This is a genomic window from Hymenobacter yonginensis, assembly GCF_027625995.1.
Taxonomy (GTDB): Bacteria; Bacteroidota; Bacteroidia; order Cytophagales; family Hymenobacteraceae; genus Hymenobacter; species Hymenobacter yonginensis.
Genome location: NZ_CP115396.1, coordinates 1664180 through 1682677, shown reverse-complemented (window position 1 = coordinate 1682677; position 18498 = coordinate 1664180). Strand labels below are relative to the sequence as shown.

Annotated in this window: 16 protein-coding genes; 7 read left to right on the top strand and 9 right to left on the bottom strand. The window is 59.1% G+C overall.

Annotation, left to right across the window (positions count from 1 at the left end; all coding sequences use genetic code 11):
* The first annotated feature begins 13 nt into the window (after positions 1-13).
* From O9Z63_RS07320 to O9Z63_RS07305, 4 genes are all read left to right on the top strand, one after another.
* Positions 14-256: a hypothetical protein gene (locus tag O9Z63_RS07320; RefSeq protein ID WP_270128646.1), complete on the top strand. Its 243-nt coding sequence runs from the start codon at positions 14-16 to the stop codon at positions 254-256.
* 124 nt (positions 257-380) lie between these two features.
* Positions 381-2942, top strand: coding sequence for a DNA gyrase subunit A (gyrA, locus tag O9Z63_RS07315; RefSeq protein WP_270128645.1), 2562 nt, complete (start codon positions 381-383; stop codon positions 2940-2942).
* Positions 2943-3097: 155 nt separating this feature from the next.
* Positions 3098-4240: a tetratricopeptide repeat protein gene (locus O9Z63_RS07310; RefSeq protein WP_044019045.1), complete on the top strand. Its 1143-nt coding sequence runs from the start codon at positions 3098-3100 to the stop codon at positions 4238-4240.
* A 1327-nt stretch (positions 4241-5567) separates the two neighbouring features.
* On the top strand, positions 5568-6596 hold the full coding sequence (locus tag O9Z63_RS07305) for a hypothetical protein (RefSeq protein ID WP_270128644.1): 1029 nt from the start codon (positions 5568-5570) through the stop codon (positions 6594-6596).
* 175 nt (positions 6597-6771) lie between these two features.
* Here the strand turns inward: O9Z63_RS07305 and hisIE are convergent, their stop codons facing one another.
* The 9 genes from hisIE to hisG all read right to left on the bottom strand — a co-directional run bounded on the left by hisIE (position 6772) and on the right by hisG (position 15391).
* Entirely contained in the window at positions 6772-7410 is a 639-nt protein-coding gene (gene hisIE, locus O9Z63_RS07300) for a bifunctional phosphoribosyl-AMP cyclohydrolase/phosphoribosyl-ATP diphosphatase HisIE (protein WP_270128643.1), read from the bottom strand.
* Between the two features lie 124 nt (positions 7411-7534).
* Positions 7535-8293, bottom strand: coding sequence for an imidazole glycerol phosphate synthase subunit HisF (hisF, locus tag O9Z63_RS07295; protein ID WP_168679701.1), 759 nt, complete (start codon positions 8291-8293; stop codon positions 7535-7537).
* Between the two features lie 117 nt (positions 8294-8410).
* Positions 8411-9127, bottom strand: coding sequence for a 1-(5-phosphoribosyl)-5-[(5-phosphoribosylamino)methylideneamino]imidazole-4-carboxamide isomerase (hisA, locus tag O9Z63_RS07290; protein WP_270128642.1), 717 nt, complete (start codon positions 9125-9127; stop codon positions 8411-8413).
* Positions 9128-9245: 118 nt separating this feature from the next.
* Positions 9246-9836 carry an imidazole glycerol phosphate synthase subunit HisH gene (gene hisH, locus O9Z63_RS07285; protein WP_270128641.1) on the bottom strand — a complete coding sequence of 197 codons (591 nt, stop codon included), beginning with the start codon at positions 9834-9836 and terminating at the stop codon, positions 9246-9248.
* 223 nt (positions 9837-10059) lie between these two features.
* Positions 10060-11172 carry a bifunctional histidinol-phosphatase/imidazoleglycerol-phosphate dehydratase HisB gene (gene hisB, locus O9Z63_RS07280; protein WP_270128640.1) on the bottom strand — a complete coding sequence of 371 codons (1113 nt, stop codon included), beginning with the start codon at positions 11170-11172 and terminating at the stop codon, positions 10060-10062.
* Positions 11173-11235: 63 nt separating this feature from the next.
* Positions 11236-11832, bottom strand: coding sequence for a hypothetical protein (locus O9Z63_RS07275; protein ID WP_270128639.1), 597 nt, complete (start codon positions 11830-11832; stop codon positions 11236-11238).
* Between the two features lie 74 nt (positions 11833-11906).
* Positions 11907-12959 (bottom strand): histidinol-phosphate transaminase, encoded by a 1053-nt coding sequence (hisC, locus tag O9Z63_RS07270; protein ID WP_270128638.1) that lies wholly within the window; start codon positions 12957-12959, stop codon positions 11907-11909.
* Between the two features lie 182 nt (positions 12960-13141).
* Positions 13142-14443 carry a histidinol dehydrogenase gene (gene hisD / locus O9Z63_RS07265; RefSeq protein ID WP_270128637.1) on the bottom strand — a complete coding sequence of 434 codons (1302 nt, stop codon included), beginning with the start codon at positions 14441-14443 and terminating at the stop codon, positions 13142-13144.
* Between the two features lie 96 nt (positions 14444-14539).
* Complete coding sequence (gene hisG / locus O9Z63_RS07260; protein ID WP_270128636.1) at positions 14540-15391, bottom strand: ATP phosphoribosyltransferase; 852 nt, start codon at positions 15389-15391, stop codon at positions 14540-14542.
* Between the two features lie 513 nt (positions 15392-15904).
* On the opposite strand from hisG, the gene O9Z63_RS07255 reads away from it, so the two are divergent.
* The 3 genes from O9Z63_RS07255 (at position 15905) to O9Z63_RS07245 (ending at position 18485) form a co-directional block, all read left to right on the top strand.
* Positions 15905-16822, top strand: coding sequence for a DUF2911 domain-containing protein (locus O9Z63_RS07255; RefSeq protein WP_270128635.1), 918 nt, complete (start codon positions 15905-15907; stop codon positions 16820-16822).
* Between the two features lie 133 nt (positions 16823-16955).
* On the top strand, positions 16956-17519 hold the full coding sequence (locus tag O9Z63_RS07250) for a Crp/Fnr family transcriptional regulator (RefSeq protein ID WP_270128634.1): 564 nt from the start codon (positions 16956-16958) through the stop codon (positions 17517-17519).
* Positions 17520-17660: 141 nt separating this feature from the next.
* On the top strand, positions 17661-18485 hold the full coding sequence (locus O9Z63_RS07245) for a sterol desaturase family protein (protein WP_270128633.1): 825 nt from the start codon (positions 17661-17663) through the stop codon (positions 18483-18485).
* The last annotated feature ends 13 nt before the right edge of the window (positions 18486-18498 follow it).

Below are 18498 nucleotides of genomic sequence, written 5' to 3'. Positions count from 1 at the left end.
CCATCTTTGCCGCATGACATTCCGCTCGTTTTATCTCCGTTTGCTGGTGCCGGCGCTAGTGCTGCTGCTGGCCGCGTCCTGCCGTACCTGCCCCATCAATTCCTGCCACACGCGCAAGGTGCATTTTCACGATGGCGTCAAGTACCGGGGGCAGCCCTTGCTGAAGAAGCAGAACCCGGCCATCGGCGAAAAAATCAAGACATACAACCCCAAGGCCGGCAAGCACAAAGCTGACAAAAGTAAGTCACTGAAGTAGGGGAGAAGCGCGGCCAGACGTTGGAAAAACGGCCTTTTTTGCCTATCTTGCAGGCTTAACGCACCCTTCATTCACAGTGCCGGCGCGGCCCTTCAGGGCGCAGCCGGCCGACTAAGTTCTCCCTATGGCGGAAGGCGAAAAAATCATTCCGATTAACATCGAAGACGAGATGCGCGGCGCCTACATCGATTACTCGATGTCGGTTATCATCTCCCGGGCCCTGCCCGACGTGCGCGACGGTCTCAAGCCCGTGCACCGGCGCGTGCTCTACGGCATGAGCGAGCTGGGCGTCTCCTACAATAAGTCCTACAAGAAATCAGCCCGTATCGTGGGCGAGGTGCTGGGTAAGTACCACCCGCATGGCGACTCCTCCGTGTACGACACGATGGTGCGCATGGCCCAGGACTGGAGCCTGCGCTACCCGCTCGTGGATGGCCAGGGTAACTTCGGCTCCGTCGACGGCGACTCGCCGGCGGCTATGCGCTACACCGAGGCCCGTCTCAAGCGCCTCGCCGACGAGTTGCTCGGCGACCTGGACAAGGAAACCGTTGACTTCCAGCCCAACTTCGACGACTCGCTGGAAGAGCCGAGCGTGATGCCGGCCAAGTTTCCGAACCTGCTGGTGAACGGCACCACCGGCATTGCCGTGGGCATGGCCACCAACATGGCCCCGCACAACCTCACCGAAGTGGTGAGCGGCATCATTGCCTACCTCGACAACACGGACATCACCGTGGCCGAGCTCATGGAGCACGTGCTGGCGCCCGACTTCCCGACCGGCGGCACCATCTACGGCTACGAAGGCGTGAAGCAGGCCTTCGAAACCGGCCGTGGCCGCATTGTGGTGCGGGCCAAGGCGCACTTCGAAACCCTGCCCAGCGGCAAGGAGCAGATCATCATCACCGAAATTCCCTACATGGTGAACAAGGCGTCGATGATCGAGAAAACGGCGGCCCTCATCAACGAGAAGAAGATCGAAGGCATCGCCGACCTGCGCGATGAGTCCGACCGCGACGGGATGCGTATCGTCTACGATCTGAAGCGCGATGCCATGCCCAATGTGGTGCTCAACCAGCTCTACCGCTACACGCAGCTGCAGTCGTCGTTCGGTGTCAACAACGTGTGCCTGGTGAAAGGGCGTCCGATGACGCTCAACCTCAAGGAGCTGATCCACTACTTCGTGGAGCACCGCGCCGACGTGGTGGTGCGCCGCACGCGCTACGAGCTTGCCGAAGCCCAGAAGCGCGCCCACATCCTGGAAGGCCTGCTCATTGCCCTCGACCACCTCGACGAGGTGATTGCCCTGATCCGGGGCTCCCGCGACGGCGAAGTGGCCCGCGGCCAGCTGATCGAGCGGTTCTCGCTGAGCGAGGTGCAGGCCCGCGCCATCTTGGACATGCGCCTGCAGCGCCTCACCGGTCTGGAGCGCGACAAGATTGTGCAGGAGTACGACGAGCTGATGAAGCTGGTTGATTACCTGAAGTCGGTGCTGGCTTCCGAGGAGCTGCAGCGCCAGATCATCAAGGACGAGCTGATCGATATTCGGGAGCGGTACGGCGACAAGCGCCGCACGGCCATTGAGTACGCCGGTGGCGACTTCTCGATGGAAGACATGATTGCGGACGAGAGCATGGTGATTACCATCTCCAACGACGGCTACATCAAGCGTACCCCGCTGGCCGAGTACCGGGCGCAGGGCCGCGGTGGGGTAGGTGCCCGGGGCGCCGGCTCCAAGCAGGATGACTTCACTGAGCACTTGTTCGTAGCCACCACCCACGAGTACCTACTGTTCTTCACGGAGCTGGGCCGGGTGTTCTGGCTGAAGGTGTACGAAGTGCCTGAAGGTGGCAAAGGCGCCAAAGGTCGGCCTATCCAGAACCTGATTGAGATTCCGCGCGAAGATTCGGTGCGCTCCGTGCTGAACGTGCGCGGCCTCCGCGACCCGGACTACCTGGAAAACACTTACCTGATGTTCTGCACCGAGCAGGGTACGGTGAAGAAGACCCCGCTGGAAGCCTATTCGCGTCCACGGACGGCCGGTATCAACGCCATTACCATCAATGAGGGCGACCGGCTGCTCGACGTGCGCCTGACCAACGGTAACTCCGAAATTGTGGTGGCGCTGCGTTCCGGCCGTGCCGTCCGTTTCCCCGAAGGCAAAGTGCGCTCCATGGGCCGCACGGCTGCCGGGGTGCGCGGCATCACGCTGGCTTCGGATGCCGACCGGGTAGTAGGCATGGTCTGCGTTTCGGACCCCACGCAGGAGCTGCTGGTGGTTTCGGAGAACGGCTATGGCAAACGCTCTGAGCTGGAAGAGTACCGCATCACCAACCGCGGTGGTAAAGGGGTGCAGGCCATGAAAATCACCGAGAAAACCGGTGCGCTGGTTGCCATCAAGGACGTCAACGACACCGACGACCTGATGATTATCAACAAATCGGGCCTCACCATCCGCCTGCGGGTGGCTGATTTGCGTATCATCGGCCGGGCCACCCAGGGCGTGCGGCTGCTGAAAATCAACGAGGGTGATGAAATTTCTTCGGTGGCGAAAGTCGCGGCCGAGGAAGAAAAAGAAGCTGAGCTGGATGCACTTACCGGCGAAGGCCTGACGTCGGCGGTAGAAGTAGCCGATGTGGCGGCCGAGCCGGAAGCTGCTGACGATGCAGATTCGGTGCCGACCGAATAGCTTTGCGCAAAAGGAGGGAAGAGGCTGGTTTCACGACCAGCCTCTTGCTTTCCAACCCGGCGCGGGGCAGCACTGAACTTCGGGCGCTGTTTCCCCGTTTCCCCTGAAATTTTCTTTTCTTTTTCCTTTTGACCATTCTTCAGAAAAACCTCCCTATGAAGAAGATCCTTCTGACGCTTGTCGCTGCGGCGGCACTGACTTCCGCTTCGGCTCAGACTTCGGCCGTTACCAACGCCATTCTGAACCAGCGCCAGGGCCTGCTTGACAAAGCCCGCACCGATATCGACAAAGCAGTTCTCAATGAGAAGACCTCCACCAAGGCCAAAACCTGGTACACGCGGGGTGAAATCTATGAGGCGATGGCGGCCAGCCCCATTTACGGTAAGTCGCTGGGCGCCGGTGAAGGCACGCGCACGGCGTTTGAGTCGTACAAGAAAACCATCGAGCTGGAAGGCAAAGACGGTGAGTACGGCAAGCAGGCCACCGCTAAACTCGACAACCTGTATGGCATGGCGCTGAACGCCGGCGTGGAAAGCTACAATGGCAAGGACTACGACGGAGCTATCAAGTCGTACCAGATGGCCCAGCAGATCCGTCCGCAGGATACCACGGCTTATCTGTACTCGGCCTACGCCGCGGAAGCCAAAAACGATTTTGCCACCGCAAAGTCTACGTATGGCCAGCTGATTGCCATGAACTACAAGTCGCCGCAGATGTACGGCCGCATGTTGCAGATTGCGCGCCAGGAAAAGAACGAAGCTGAAGCAGCGAAAGTAATTCAGCAGGCGCTACAGGCGTATCCCAACAACAAGGGCTTCATGCTCGAAGACTTGAACGCCGATCTGAGCGCCGGCCGTGGCAAGGAAGCGCTGGCTAAAATCGACAAAGCCATTGCCGCCGACCCGAAAAACGCCAACCTGTACGCTGTTAAAGGTTCGTTGCTGGACCAGGCCAAGCAGCCCGAAGAAGCCCTGAAAGCGTATCGCCAGGCCGTAGAAGCAGAGCCAACCAACTTCGACGCCAACTTCAACCTGGGCGTATACAATTATAACAAGGCGGCGGACCTGTACACTAAGGCCAGCAAGATGGATCTTGCCACTTATAACAAGAGTGGTAAGAAGTTCGAAGCTGATGGCAAGAAGTATTTCGCTGAAGCGCTGCCTTACTTCGAAAAAGCGCTGGCTGCTCAGCCAGAAGACCGCGCCACTATTTCGTCGCTGGGCAAAGTATATACCAAGCTCGGCCGTAATGCCGATGCCGAGCGTATGAACGCCAAGCTTGACGCGTTGAAGAAATAGCTTCACCTGCAGCAGTAGGGAAGCCCCCGAAATCATCCCGGCATACAGTCGGGATGATTTTTAAAAACACCGCTTAACATAATATAAATTATAAGACAAACAGGTTTTGTTCTTTCGATGCCGGTTTCTAGCGGCTATGGCTTGTCATGTCTGAGCTTAGTAGAAGATTAACGGCGGGCTTTGCACGCCTGATGTACGGGCAAGACAACATGAATCTGTTTGCTCGTGTACTGCGGAAGCTGTTAGTGATGTAGAGACGCAGCTGAGGCCTTTCTTTATAGTTGGGGCTTCGTCGTTGGCACCTTATGGCTCTAATCGTTCACGGATCTAGTGGCCCGTCTAGTGGCCCGGCAGCTGCTTGGTTTCTGGAGCATCCGTCCGCAAGCATCAGTGTACGCCTGTTGCCCATTGGCACTCAGTTACTGGAGCGTTAAAAGGTTCGTCATCTGGCGGCGATTAGCTACAGTTGAGCCCGCGGCTGCGGCCGTGTCATAGCGGACGATAAAAATGAGACTATCAGAGCCAAGATGATTCACCACGTGATACGCTCTTAGTTGTGCCTAGCCTGGACGCTGGCCGGCGCGGCAATTACTTAGCGACTGGCTGTAACTGTTGGCCTGGACTTGGTTAGGAATGTTTGAACTGTATATGCGCAGATTGTACGTGCAAGACGAACCATGGGCGGTGTGAAGTTGCGCACGCCATTACAATCTACTACCAGCCAATGGATTCATGGTTTCAAACTACCGTCGCCGAATTGGTCCTGGCTCCAGCTGCTGTCGAAGCTCAGTAGCATTTGAGGATTCGTTGGGTAAGCTTGGTATTCCTTATAGTGAGCATGGCTCATTGATAAAGAAAATGAGCCTCTACCCTACCCAGGTGATTCTTCTGGTACTTCTCTCCTATTCAGTGTGTGCAAACTATCCTGTTTGTTCAGGCATTTGCACGGGCATGTCGTGCTTAAGCATATTAGCACTTGTCTAGGAGTCAGTTCAGTGATAGGCGAAATTGTCACGGGCCGGGAACGAACTCTATGAGTGCTCTAGTAAGGATCGATATGAAGTCCTAATGCAGGATCTTGCAAGGCCCCGCCCCTTCTTGCATTAGTGTAGTATATAAATTACAGGTATATGGACTGTTGTTCCTATTAAGGTAATAGCCAGATTGAGGGCATTTATAATGTGTAAAAATCGGAATAGTAAATAAAAGTAAATAAAGTATAAATAAGTATTACTTTTATTGACTTTTATATGCTTTTTACTACTTGCAACTCACTTTTATGCCCTTATATTTACGTACTGTTTCACCACTTCAACCAACCTGTTATATGCCAAAGACTATAGACTATCCTAGAACTTCCTATGCTGGCGCCTGGGAAGTAGCAGAAGTAGTTTATGATACAGGTGGTAAGTGTTCTATCGAAGCTTGCGCCCGTAAACTCAATCGCAAGGTTAGTGGCTCCTTTAAAGCTATCCTGGGTTCAGCGGTGAAGTTTGGTCTGCTTACCAGCAAAAGAGAGTTACTCACCACCACGAATCTGTTTCGCCGCATCAAGCACGCGTACGATAAGCAGGAGGAATTGCTTTACCACCGCGAAGCTTTCCTGCATCCACCACTGTTCTCCCAGATAAGTCGCAAATTCAGAAACAAGGAGCTCCCCGTGCAGATGTTTGACATCATGCTGATCCGGGAGTTTGGAGTAGAAGAAATTAATGCGCAGAATGTAGCCAAGGCATTTGTAGATGGCGCCCGCATGGCCGGGATTCTGGATGAGCGCAACGTAATGGCCGACATCGACCAGCTGGCTGCACAACAGGGACCGCGCCGCGAGCTTGCCAGTGGCGAGATGCCGCTGAATCTGTTCAAAGCTTCAGACGCTCCCGGCGCATCTTCCTCCTCTCCTGCCGTAGCATATTCCCAGGACTCCCGTTTAGACCCTACAGAGCGCTACGCTACAGACAGCACATTCTTTGAGACGAGTCTTGTACCGTCTGCGCCCTCTGAGTCGCTCACAGACGCTGCAATGGACTCGGACCCGGTGTCAGCCCTGTTTGGTTTAAACCGGACAACTCCCACTCCGGCCACACAGTATTCCCCGGAAGCAGCAGTTGTACCTCCTGTTATACTTCCGGCCGCTTCCACCCCGCCTGAGCCCCTATCCGCGCCGACGCCCCGGGCAGCCCCGCTGGCTTCTCCCCGAGTATCCGAACCGACGGTGGCCCCGCCCACTGAGGGCTACCTCATTCACATTGCCGGGCCGGGTCTGGACACCCAACTGAGCATTCAAGACGTGGACGACCTGGAGATTGTCCGGATCCTACTGGAAAAAATCAGGAAGAATCTGTCTAACAAGTAGATAACCTCCGTAAATCGAAAAAGCCCCTTACCAACTATAAGTCGGTAAGGGGCTTTTTCGATTTAAAGAGTTTGGTTAACCCAAGTTGCGAACGATGCGGCGGCCGTTGGGAGGGGTTCCGATTCGACAGCGGAGAGAACCGCCAAACCGGAGTCACTTCCGCAACTTTCGTTGCCTATTCCCGGCGCACCCCGCCGGAAATGGTGGTGTGGCGCTGCTTGAGCACGTCTACCACGTCTTCCATGGAAAGTCCGGAGGCCGTCAGCAATACCAACAAATGGTAAAGCAGGTCGGCGGCCTCGCCTTTCAGGCCTTCCACGTTGCCGCCCACGGCGTCGATGACGGTTTCTACGGCCTCCTCTCCCACTTTCTGGGCAATTTTGGGCATGCCCTTGCGGAACAGCGAGGCGGTGTATGACTTGGGGTCTTCGTCGGGGTGCTGGTGGCGGCGCTGCACCAGGCGCTCCAGCTCCGCCACGAAGCTAACGGCCGGGGCCGGGTAGCGCGTCTGCTGGGGCTGTTCAAAGCAGCTGGTGGTGCCCCGGTGGCAGGTGGGGCCGTCGGGGCGGGCCAGGATAAGCAGGGCGTCCTGGTCGCAGTCCTCGTGCTCACTTACCACGGTGAGGTAGTTGCCGGAGGTTTCGCCCTTGGTCCAGAGGCGCTGCTTGGAGCGGGAGAAGAACGTCACGCGACCCGTTTCGCGGGTCACGCGCTGCGCTTCCTCGTTCTGGTAGCCCAGCATCAGCACCTGCCCCGTGTAGGCATCCTGCACAATCACCGGAATCAGCCCATCGGGCATTTTTGCAAAATTCATATTCTAAGTAATGAGGTGAAGAGGTGATGAGGTAAGGCGTCAGAATTCCGACATTGATGTAGAAGTAAAACAGATTGACGAGCTACCTCATCACTATTCACCCCATCACCTCATCACTCAAAAATTACAGCCGCACGGCAATGCCGTCCTGGCGCAGGTGTTCTTTCAGCTCGCGGATACCGATTTCGCCGAAGTGGAAGATGCTGGCGGCGAGGCCGGCATCGGCGTGGGCCTGCTGGAACACGTTGGTGAAGTCCTGCTTGGAGCCCGCGCCGCCCGAGGCTACCACCGGAATGGTTACGGCCCGGCTTACGGCCCCGGTGATGTCAAGCGCAAAGCCGTCCTTGGTGCCGTCGTTGCTCATGGAGGTCAGCAGGATTTCACCCGCGCCCCGCTCGGCGGCTTCCCGGCACCACTGCACCGCGTCGCGGCCGGTGTTGTGGGTACCGGCCCGGGTGTAGATCTGCCAGCCGTCGGCGTCGTGGTAGCGGGCATCGGCGGCCACCACAATGCACTGGGACCCGAAGCGGGCGGCCAGCTCGTCAATCAGCTCAGGGCGGGCCAGAGCAGCCGAGTTAATGCTCACTTTGTCGGCTCCGTTCATGAGCAGGGCCTCCACATCGGATACGGTGCCGATGCCACCGCCCACGGTGAACGGAATGTCCAGCTCCCGGGCCACGTCGCGCACCAGGGCCACAAGCGTGGCGCGTTTCTGGTTGGTGGCGGTGATATCGAGGAACACCAGCTCGTCGGCCCCTTCGCGGGCGTAGCGGGCGGCCAGGGCCACCGGGTCGCCGGCGTCGCGCAGGCCCTCGAAGCGCACCCCTTTCACGGTGCGCCCATCCTTCACGTCGAGGCAGGGTATAATTCGTTTGGTTAGCATGCTTGGTTTTTAGTTGTTAGTTGTTCGTTATCAGTTGTCAGTGATTGTATGATTTATTGCCGGCTGACTACATCGAGAGTGGACAAGCAACGAACAACTGACAACTTAAAAACGAAATCATAGCCAGGGCTGCAGCTGCTCCAGCGTGATGGTGCCTTCGTAGATGGCTTTGCCGATGATAGCCCCGTGCATGCCCACGGCGGCCAGGGCCTCCACGTCAGCAATGGTGGTCACGCCGCCGCTGGCAATGAGGCGGGCAGCGGGCAGTTGCTCCCGCAGTTCGGTGTAGGTTGCCAGTGACGGGCCTTGGAGCTTGCCGTCCTTGCTCACATCGGTGCAGATGAAGGTGGTGGCTCCGCTGGCCAGGTAGCCCTCCACGAACTCGCGCAGGGTCCGCTCGCTCTGCTCGGCCCAGGCGTTGATGGAAATGTGGTTGTCGCGGTAGTCGGCCCCGATGATGATGCGGTCGGCCCCAAAGGCGCGGAGCCAGCCGTTCACGGTTTCGGGCTCGCGCACGGCAATGCTGCCGGCGGTAATCTGCCGGGCTCCGGCGTCGAAGGCCTGGCGTACGGCGTCCTCGCTCTGCAGCCCCCCCCCGAAGTCGATGTGCAGGCTGGTGTGGCGGGCAATGCGCTCCAGCACGGGCAGGTTTACGGGGCGCTTGGCGCGGGCCCCATCGAGGTCCACCAGGTGCAGACGCTTCACGCCGGCGGCCTCGAAGCGTTGGGCCACGGCCAGCGGGTCGGCGTCGTAGGTGGTTTGCTGAGCAAAGTCGCCCTCCGTCAGGCGCACGCACTGGCCGTTGATGAGGTCAATTGCGGGAATGATTTCCATGTTGGATTTAAGAACAGTTCACCTATCATCCTGAGCGGAGCGAAGGACCTTATCAAGTTGTAACAATTCGTTCTGGTTTGATAAGGTCTTTCACTCCGTTCAGGATGACAGACAGGGCTTACAGCTTGAGAAAGTTTTCCAGGATACGGGTGCCGACGGAGCCGCTCTTTTCAGTGTGGAACTGCACGGCGTAGAAGTTCTCGTGCTGCACGGCGGCGCTGAACGGCGCGGGGTACGCGGCCTCGGCAATGGTGTACTCACCCACCGGGGCGTAGTAGCTGTGCACGAAGTACACGTAGTCCTCGGCGCTGAGGCCTTCGAACAGCGGACCGCGCAGCGCCTGCAGGTTGTTCCAGCCCATGTGCGGCACTTTGTACTCCGGCGTGGCCGGGAACCGCACCACGTCGAAAGGCAGAATCCCGAGCAGCTCGGTACCGCCGCCCTCCTGGGTGTGGCGGCCCAGCAGCTGCATGCCCAGGCAGATGCCCAGGAACGGCTGCGTGAGCGTGGGCAGCAGCTCGTGCAGGCCCTGGGCGCGCAGCTCCCGCATGGCGGAGGCGGCCTCGCCCTCACCCGGGAACAGCACTTTGTCGGCGCGGCGAATCACGTCGTGGTCGGCCGTGAGCGTGGCCTGCACGCCCAGTCGTTCCAGCGCAAACAGCACCGACTGCACGTTGCCGCCTTTGTAATCAATGATGGCTATTTCCATTTGAACATATCGAGTGAAGGACGTCGTTTACTCTTTTGTTTATACAAATGTTTAAAGAGTGTTTAGCTTATAAATCGTCATCCTGACTGGAACCGAGAGCCTTTATTACGGTAGCACGAATCGGTGCAAGATGTAAGAATCTTCGCTTCAGTCAGGATGACAGTTGTGCGTGCAAATCACGCGTAACCAGCTCTTTATCCATTTGTTTATACAAATGGATAAACTACAAAACACCTTTCGTGCTGGGGATTTCCATGCGGCCGGCGTCGCGCACCAGGGCCATTTTGATGGACTTGGCTACGGCCTTGAAAATGGCTTCAATCTTGTGGTGCTCGTTCTGGCCCTCGGCTTTGATGTTGAGGTTGCAGCGGGCGGCGTCGGAGAAGCTCTTGAAGAAATGGTAAAACATTTCACAGGGCATATCCCCTACTTTCTCGCGCTTGAACTCGGCGTCCCACACAATCCAGGGGCGGCCCGAGAAGTCGATGGCGGCCTGGGCCAGCACGTCGTCCATGGGCAGCAGGAAGCCGTAGCGGGCCAGGCCGCGCTTGTCGCCGAGGGCTTGGGTGAAGGCTTCGCCCAGGGCAATGGCCGTGTCCTCAATGGTGTGGTGCTCGTCGATGTGCAGGTCACCCTGTACGGTGATTTTCATATCCACGCCCGAGTGCTTGCTGAGCTGGTCGAGCATGTGGTCGAAGAAGCCCAGGCCGGTGTGCATCTCGGGGCGGCCGTTGCCGTCAAGGTTCAGCTCGATGCTGATTTTGGTTTCGTTGGTGTCGCGTTGTACCACGGCGGTGCGGGCGGGCAGCCGCAGAAACTGGTATATTTTTTCCCAGCTCATGGTGGTCAGCGCGGCGCGGTCGTCGCCCTCCCCTTCCGGCTTCAGCAGGATGGACTGGCAGCCCAGGTTCTGGGCCAGCTCCACGTCGGTCAGCCGGTCGCCGATGACGAAGGAGTTGGTGAGGTCATAGCCGCTGCCCTCGCCCAGGTACTGGGTGAGCATGCCGGTGCCGGGCTTGCGGGTGGGCAGGTTCTCGTGCTGGAAGCTCCGGTCGATGTGCTCGCGCACGAACTCCACTCCTTCCGAGCGCAGCACGTCGAACATCATATTGTGCGCTGGCCAGAAGGTATCCTCCGGGTAGCTGGCGGTGCCGAGGCCGTCCTGGTTGCTCACCAGCACCAGCTCGTAATCCAGCTCGCGGGCAATGCGCGAGAGGCCGGTGATGGCACCGGGCACAAACTGAAATTTTTCTCGCGTCAGCGCGTCCACCTGAAAATCCGTCGGCGGCTCGATGAGGATGGTCCCGTCGCGGTCAATGAAGAGTACTTTTTTCATGAGTTGGTCAAGCCTGTCATCCAACGACAGGGTTAGCAGTACAAAATGTAAGTCAGCTGATGATTACTTCAGCTTCATGCGTTCCAGCAGTTTCAGCAGCGCATCCCGGTTTTTGGCGGATTTGATAAACTGCGGCAGCCGCTCCACCATCGTCGTGTAACGCGGTTGATTCCGTTCCCGCAGCTTAGCTCCAATGTACTCCTCCAGATAAAGCAAGTGCTCCGGACCATAGGCCCAAAGCAGTTCGTCTTTGAAGGGAGCCTGATACCAGAGCGGCAGTTGAAAAAAAGGATCGACGCCATCAAAGTTGTAAGAATAGCCTACGTGTTCGATGTACGTCGGCTTGTATGATTCCTCACAGCCGCAATCGGGGCACCGGACTTTGATGGCTTCCTTCTTGTGCCTGACCTCTGGCGTTTCCACCACAATCCTGAAGTTGCACCGTTTGCAATACTCCTTCACCACCATATCAAAACACACCAATGGCTTGTCCGACTGATAAAAGCAGCTCGGGCAATAAAGGTGGCTGTGGTATGATGTGAAGTCCGTGGAAACCTCCGCCTTCTTTTCACACTTAGGACAGCACACCGAAATGCACTGCTGAAAGTGTCGAAGAATTTTGTTCTGATCCTTGAACCGAACTGGCGAAGCTGTTTTCATTGTCAGTAATTCGGAAGGAGTGGCGAAAGTGCTCGGGAGTACGAACCGTGAAACTGCTTTACTCCTTATATATACTACCCCGCAAACTCCCGCAGGGCCTGGAGCAGCAGCTCGTTCTCGGCGGGGGTGCCTACGGTGAGGCGGAGCGTGCCGACACAGCCGGGCTGGGTGGTGCGGTTGCGCACGATAATGCCCCGGGCGACCAGGAAATCGTACACGGCCGTGGCATCGGGACGGAAACGCACCAGGAGGAAGTTGGCATCCGAGGGGAAAACCTCCGCCACGATGGGCAGCGCGGGCAGGCGCTCGGCCAGCCAGTCGCGGCCTACCAGCAGCTGCTGGCGTAGCGCCTCGAACCGGTCGGCGTCGCGCAGGGCCTGCAGGGCGAAACGCTGCGTAGCTTCCGACACGTTGTAGGGCGGCTTGATTTTGTTGAGGTAGCCGATAATTTCCGGCGAGGCGAAGGCCATGCCCAGGCGCAGACCGGCCAGACCCCAAGCCTTCGAGAAGGTTTGCAGCACCACTAGGTTAGGAAATTCAGCCAGACGGGTGGTCCAGCTGGGGGCGGCGGCGAAATCGGCGTAGGCCTCATCTACCACCACCAGCCCGCGGAAACCGCGCAGAATTTCCTCGATGGCTTCGGCGTGAAGCAGGTTGCCGGTGGGGTTGTTGGGCGAGCAGAGCCACACAATTTTGGCATCCGAAGCCAGCACACCGGCCACGATTTCGGGCGAGAGCTGGAAGTCGGGCGTCAGCTGCAGGCGCTCCACGCGCACATCATTCAGGTTGGCGGCCACCTCGTACATGCCGTAAGTGGGCGGCAGGATGAGCAGGCTGTCGTGGCCGGGGACGCAGGTGAGGCGCACCAGCAGGTCGATGGCTTCATCGGAGCCGTTGCCGAGGAAAATCTGCTCGGGACGTACGGCTTTGAGTTGGGCCAGCTCCTGCTTCACGGCGCGCTGCAGCGGGTCGGGGTAGCGGTTGAACTGGTCGGGGCCGGCGCTGCCGAGGCTGTTCTCGTTGGCGTCGAGCATGACCTGGGCCTCGCCCTGAAATTCGTCGCGGGCCGACGAGTAGGGCTTCATATCCCGCAGGTTGGGGCGTACGAGGCTATCGAGGTTGAACATGAATCACGGATTTAAACGGATTATTCGGATTTCACGGATTTTGTAGAACGGCCGGCGGCAGTTCAGTAGCCCAGGGTTCAAACCCTGGGCTATAGAGCGGTTGTCGTTTTGGCTTCGGCAAGCGAGATGCTTCGACAAGCGGACGCTAGATCAAGCATGACGTTCTACTGTTAATCCTATACTTATTCCTCCCCGCCGGCCAGGGCTTCCAGACGGAGGGTGACGGCGCGGGCGTGGGCGCGGAGGCCTTCGGCTTCGGCCATGGTTTCTACCACGGGGCCCACGTTCAGCAGGCCTTCGGAGGTGAGGCGCTGGAAGGTAATTTTCTTCAGAAACGAATCAAGCGACACGCCGCTGTAGTTGCGGGCGTAGCCGTTGGTGGGCAGCGTGTGGTTGGTGCCCGAGGCGTAGTCGCCCACGGCTTCTGGGGTGAGGTGGCCCAGGAACACGGAACCGGCGTTGGTCACGCCTTCGGCCAGCTGTTCCGGATTTTTTACGGCCAGAATCAGGTGCTCGGGCGCGTACTGGTTCGAGAAGTACAGCATTTCCTCCGGCGTGCGCAGCAGAATGGCGCGACTTTCGGTAAGAGCCTGGGCGGCCACCTCGGCCCGGGGCAGCTCGCGCAGCTGGCGCTCCACCTCAGCTTTGGTCTGCTCCAGCATCGACAGGGAGTCCGACAGCAGAATCACCTGCGAGTCGGGGCCGTGCTCGGCCTGGCTGAGCAGGTCGGCGGCCACAAAGGCCGGCGTGGCGGATTCATCGGCAATAACCAGCACTTCAGATGGGCCAGCCGGCATATCAATGGCCACGCCGTAGCGGGTGGCCAGCTGCTTGGCGGCCGTCACGTAGCGGTTGCCGGGGCCGAATATCTTGTCCACGGCCGGCACCGAATCCGTACCGCCGCTCAGCGCGGCCACGGCCTGGGCACCGCCGGCTTTCACGATGGTGCTAATACCCAGCAACTGGGCCGTGAACAGGATGATGGGGTTCACCGACCCGTCCTTCTGGGGCGGGGTGCAGAGCACGATTTCGGGGCAGCCGGCCAGCTTGGCCGGTACGCCCAGCATCAGCAACGTGCTGAACAGCGGAGCCGATCCGCCCGGAATGTAGAGGCCCACGCGCTGCACGGGCACCGCCCGCCGCCAGCACGTAACACCCGGCATGGTTTCCACGCGCTCCTCCTGCGGGATTTGCGCTTTGTGGAACCGCAGAATGTTGGCGTGCGCCTGCCGGATAGCCGTTTGCAACTCCGCCGGCACCTGGGCCGCGGCGGCTGCCAGTTCCTCGGGCCCCACGCGCAGACCACTAGAGAGGTCGGCCCCGTCGAACTGCCGGGCGTAGTCGAGCAGGGCTGCATCGCCGCGCTGGCGTACGTCCTCGAAAATCTGCTGCACGCGCTGCTCCACGTCCTGGGCCTGCTGCTGGGCCGCCCGCTGCTGCAGCGCCGCCCACTCCGGCTGGGATGGATATTGGAAGATGTTCATGAGGTTGAATTGATGAATTGTTGTATGGTTAAATGGTTGGTCGTTCAGGAAGTCCTGGCACAATTCAACCATTTAACAATTCAGCCATTAAGCCATTCAACTAATCATTTTCTCAATCGGGAGAACCAGAATCCCTTCGGCGCCGACGGCTTTGAGCTGGCTGGTGATGTGCCAGAAGTCGTCCTCGTTTACCACCGACTGCACCGATACCCAGCCTTCCTCGGCCAGCGGCGTAACGGTGGGCGACTTGATGCCGGGCAGCAGCTGCTTTACCGCATCCAGGGCCGCCACGGGGGCGTTGAGGATGATGTACTTGTTGCGACGGGCGCGGCGCACGGCCTGCATCCGGAACTGCAGCTGCTCGAGCAGCTCCTTTTTCTCGGCGCTCAGGTTCTGGTTGGCAATGAGCACGGCCTCGGAGCGGAACACAGTTTCCACCTCACGCAGGCCGTTGCCCAGCAGCGTGGAGCCACTGCTCACAATATCACAGATGGCCTCGGCCAGCCCGATGCTGGGGGCAATTTCCACCGAGCCGCTGATGGTGTGCAGATTGGCCTTCACGCCGCGCTCCGTGAGGTAGTCGCCCAGGATGCGCGGGTACGAGGTAGCAATGTTCACGCCCTGCAAATCCTCAATGGAGTCGTAGGTGGCGGCGCGGGGCACGGCCAGGCTCAGGCGGCACTTGCTGAAGCCTAGGCCTTCCACTTCCAGGTTGGGGAAGCCGGCTTCCACCAGCACGTTCTGGCCCACGATGCCCAGGTCGGCCACGCCGTCCTGCACGTAGCCGGGAATATCGTCGTCGCGCAGGTAGAGGATTTCGAGGGGGAAGTTGGTGGCTTCGGTTTTGAGCTTGCTGGAAGCCGCAAGGAAGCTGATGCCGCACTCCCGAATCAGGTTCTGGGAGTCTTCGCTTAAGCGGCCCGATTTCTGGATGGCCAGACGGAGCATATCGTGGGGAATTAGTAATTAAGAATTAGCAAGTAAGAATTGACCGAGTGGCCAAGGCTTAACTGTAATTCGGGAAGAGTGACTGGGGAGGTGCGAAAGGGCTGGCAGGCGGCAATAGGGTGCCGGGGCCACCACTTCCGGGGGCCGGGGAACCTGAGGCGGTTCGCCCAACGGGACAATATGCGTGTATCATTCCTCTAAAAAGAGGAATGGTGGCCGTGCAGATGATGATGCGCCGCGCGCAGCCCAACCAGGGCGCCGCTCGTAGCGGACGCAGCCCCGGGGCTGTTGGTGCAGAAGAAAAGCGCGGCAGATGCAGGCATAGAAGCAGAGTTGCGGGGCAAAAGTACACGGGAATCGGTCAGAACGAAATTAAATCCGGCAAAAATTCTGTAGAACCCGGACCTTTGCCCTCCCGTTTGCCTTAAACTGATTATTGGCATCATTGTTTCTGCTGCTCCTACATCAGCCTAGTTCCCGGCCCGCTTCCCTCCTGCCATCTGTTGCTATCCTATGCGTCGTTCTTTCGTTCAACTTGTCGTTCCCGGTATCTGCGGCCTGCTGCTGAGCGTGGGGGCTATTTCCGGCGCCCTGGCCCAGACCGGACCTGCCCCGGCTATGCCGCCGGCCTCGCTGCTGCCCTTGCCGCAGGCCAGCCCCCATGTGCTGCTCTCGCACACCATCGGCCTGTCGGAAGTGAACCTGGACTACCATGCTCCCAGCGTCCGTAACCGCGTTATCTGGGAAGGCCTGGTGCCCTACGGCCAAATCTGGCGGGCGGGCGCCAACGAAAACACGGTCATCACCTTCGCCGATACCGTGCGAGTGAACGGCAAAACCCTGCCGGCCGGCAAGTACTCGTTCTACGTCTTCCCCCGCTCCGACCAAGACTGGGACATGGTGTTCAACCGCGTGACCACGCATTGGGGCGCCGAGGGCTACGACCCGAAGGACGACGTGCTGCGCGTGCCGGTGGTACCCGAAGTTTCGGCCTTCCACGAAACGCTGCTTTACTGGTTTTCCGACGTGAAGCCCGGCTCGGCCCACCTCAACCTGAGCTGGGAAAAGAAAACCGTCAGCCTCTACATTGACACGAATGTGCAGGCCAAGGTGGTGGCCGGCATCGAAAAGGCCGTGGCCCAGCGCCCCGGCGACTGGCAGCTGCTGGCCCAGGCGGCCGACTATCTGGTGCAAAACAACCTGCAGGCCGAACGGGCCCTGTATTTCATCAACGAGTCTATCCGGCTGCGCGACGTGTACACCAACAACTGGATCAAGGCGCGCCTGCTGGCGTCCAAGCTCGATTACGACACGGCCATCGTGTACGGCCGCAAGGCCATCAAGATGGGCGACAAAGACGATGTAGCCTTCAAATCCCAGCTCCCCACCATGCGCACCGCCCTCATTGAGTGGCAGGGCAAAGCGTATTAGGCAGTGAGGTGACAGGTGAATTTAGAAGAAAGCAGGCCGCGAGCCTGCTTTCTTCGTTTCTTGGCGGTCTGAACCGACTGTAGTTGCAGTATTTCAGTCCCACCATTCCATTCACATCCTCACCTCCCTGTAAATGGGCCCTTTTCTGCAGGTATGCCAGGCCATCTGCCCGCTTTCCGAGGGCCTGCAACTGGCCCTGACGCAGCTGGTGCGGCGCGAGGAGCTGCCGCGGCGGCATCAACTGCTGCAGCCGGGCCAGGTAGCCGGGCGGCTGTATTTTGTGGAGCGCGGGGTGGTGCGCGGCTACTCGCTGCACGAAGGCAAGGACGTATCGGCGTGGTTTATGCGCGACGGCGACTTTGTGGTGTCCATCCTGAGCTTCTTTTCGCGGCAACCGTCGCACGAGTACGTGGAGCTGCTCACCGACTGCGTGCTGTGGTCGTTGTCGTGGGAGCAGCTGCAGCAACTGTACCGGCAGTTTCCCGAGTTCAACTTTGTGGGCCGCGTGCTTACGGAGCGCTACTATGTGCTCAGCGAACAGCGGGCGTTGAATCTGCGGATGCTGTCTGCTGCTGAACGCTATCAGCTGCTGCTGCGCGACTTCCCGGCCATCTTCCAGCACGTGCCGCTCAAGCACATTGCCTCTCACCTCGGCCTCACCCCCGAAACCCTCAGCCGCCTGCGCGCCCGGGCGTAGGACGTAGGGCGTGGTTCGTTGTGTGTAGTTTGTGAATCGTGTATTAGCTACAAACTACACACAACGAACTTGATATAGATCAAGAGAAAGCGCCGCCAGCCCGGGCACCTTTGAGCATGGTTTCACCAAGCTCAGATTTGTATGTTTAGTACGACGCTGCTGTCCGTTTGCGACAGTTCTTCCCTCCTGCCTCAGCTGGATTTTCCGCCCACGCTCGGCTATATTCTGCTGGCCTTTGCCGGCTGCTTCGTGCTGGAACGGCTGATTCCGGGCTGGCCGCTGCCCCGGATTTCGTCGTGGCCGTTGCGCGTGCTGGCCATAAACGGGGCCCAACTGGGCGTGGTGCTGCTGGCGGGCGTGAGTTGGGAAAAGTGGCTGTCGGAATACTCGGTGTTTCACCTTTCGCGGCACGTGGGGCCGGTGGCGGGCGGCGTGCTGGCCTATGTGGTGGCCACGTTCGTGTTTTACTGGTGGCACCGCTGGCGGCATACCGTCGATTTTCTGTGGCGGCACTTTCACCAGATTCATCACAGCCCCCGGCGCATCGAGGTGATTACCTCCTTCTACAAGCACCCGCTGGAAATGACGGTCAACTCCATTCTGGGCGGGTTGCTGGTGTTCACGCTGCTGGGCCTGAGTCCGGCGGCGGGGGCCGTATATACACTTTGCACCGCGCTGGGCGAGTTCTTCTACCACACCAACGTGCGCACGCCCCAGTGGATCGGCTACGTGTTTCAGCGGCCCGAAATGCACCGCATCCACCACGAATACCAGAAGCACAGTCACAACTACGGTGACCTGCCGCTCTGGGACTACCTATTCGGCACCTATCACAACCCGCGTGAGTTCCAGGCCACCTGCGGCTTCGACGCCGACAAGGAGGAACGCCTGCTGCCTATGCTGCTCTTCCGCGACGTGCACGAGGAACCCACCCAACCGCCCGCACCCGGCACGCCCGCCACATAAGCATGTGAAGGCC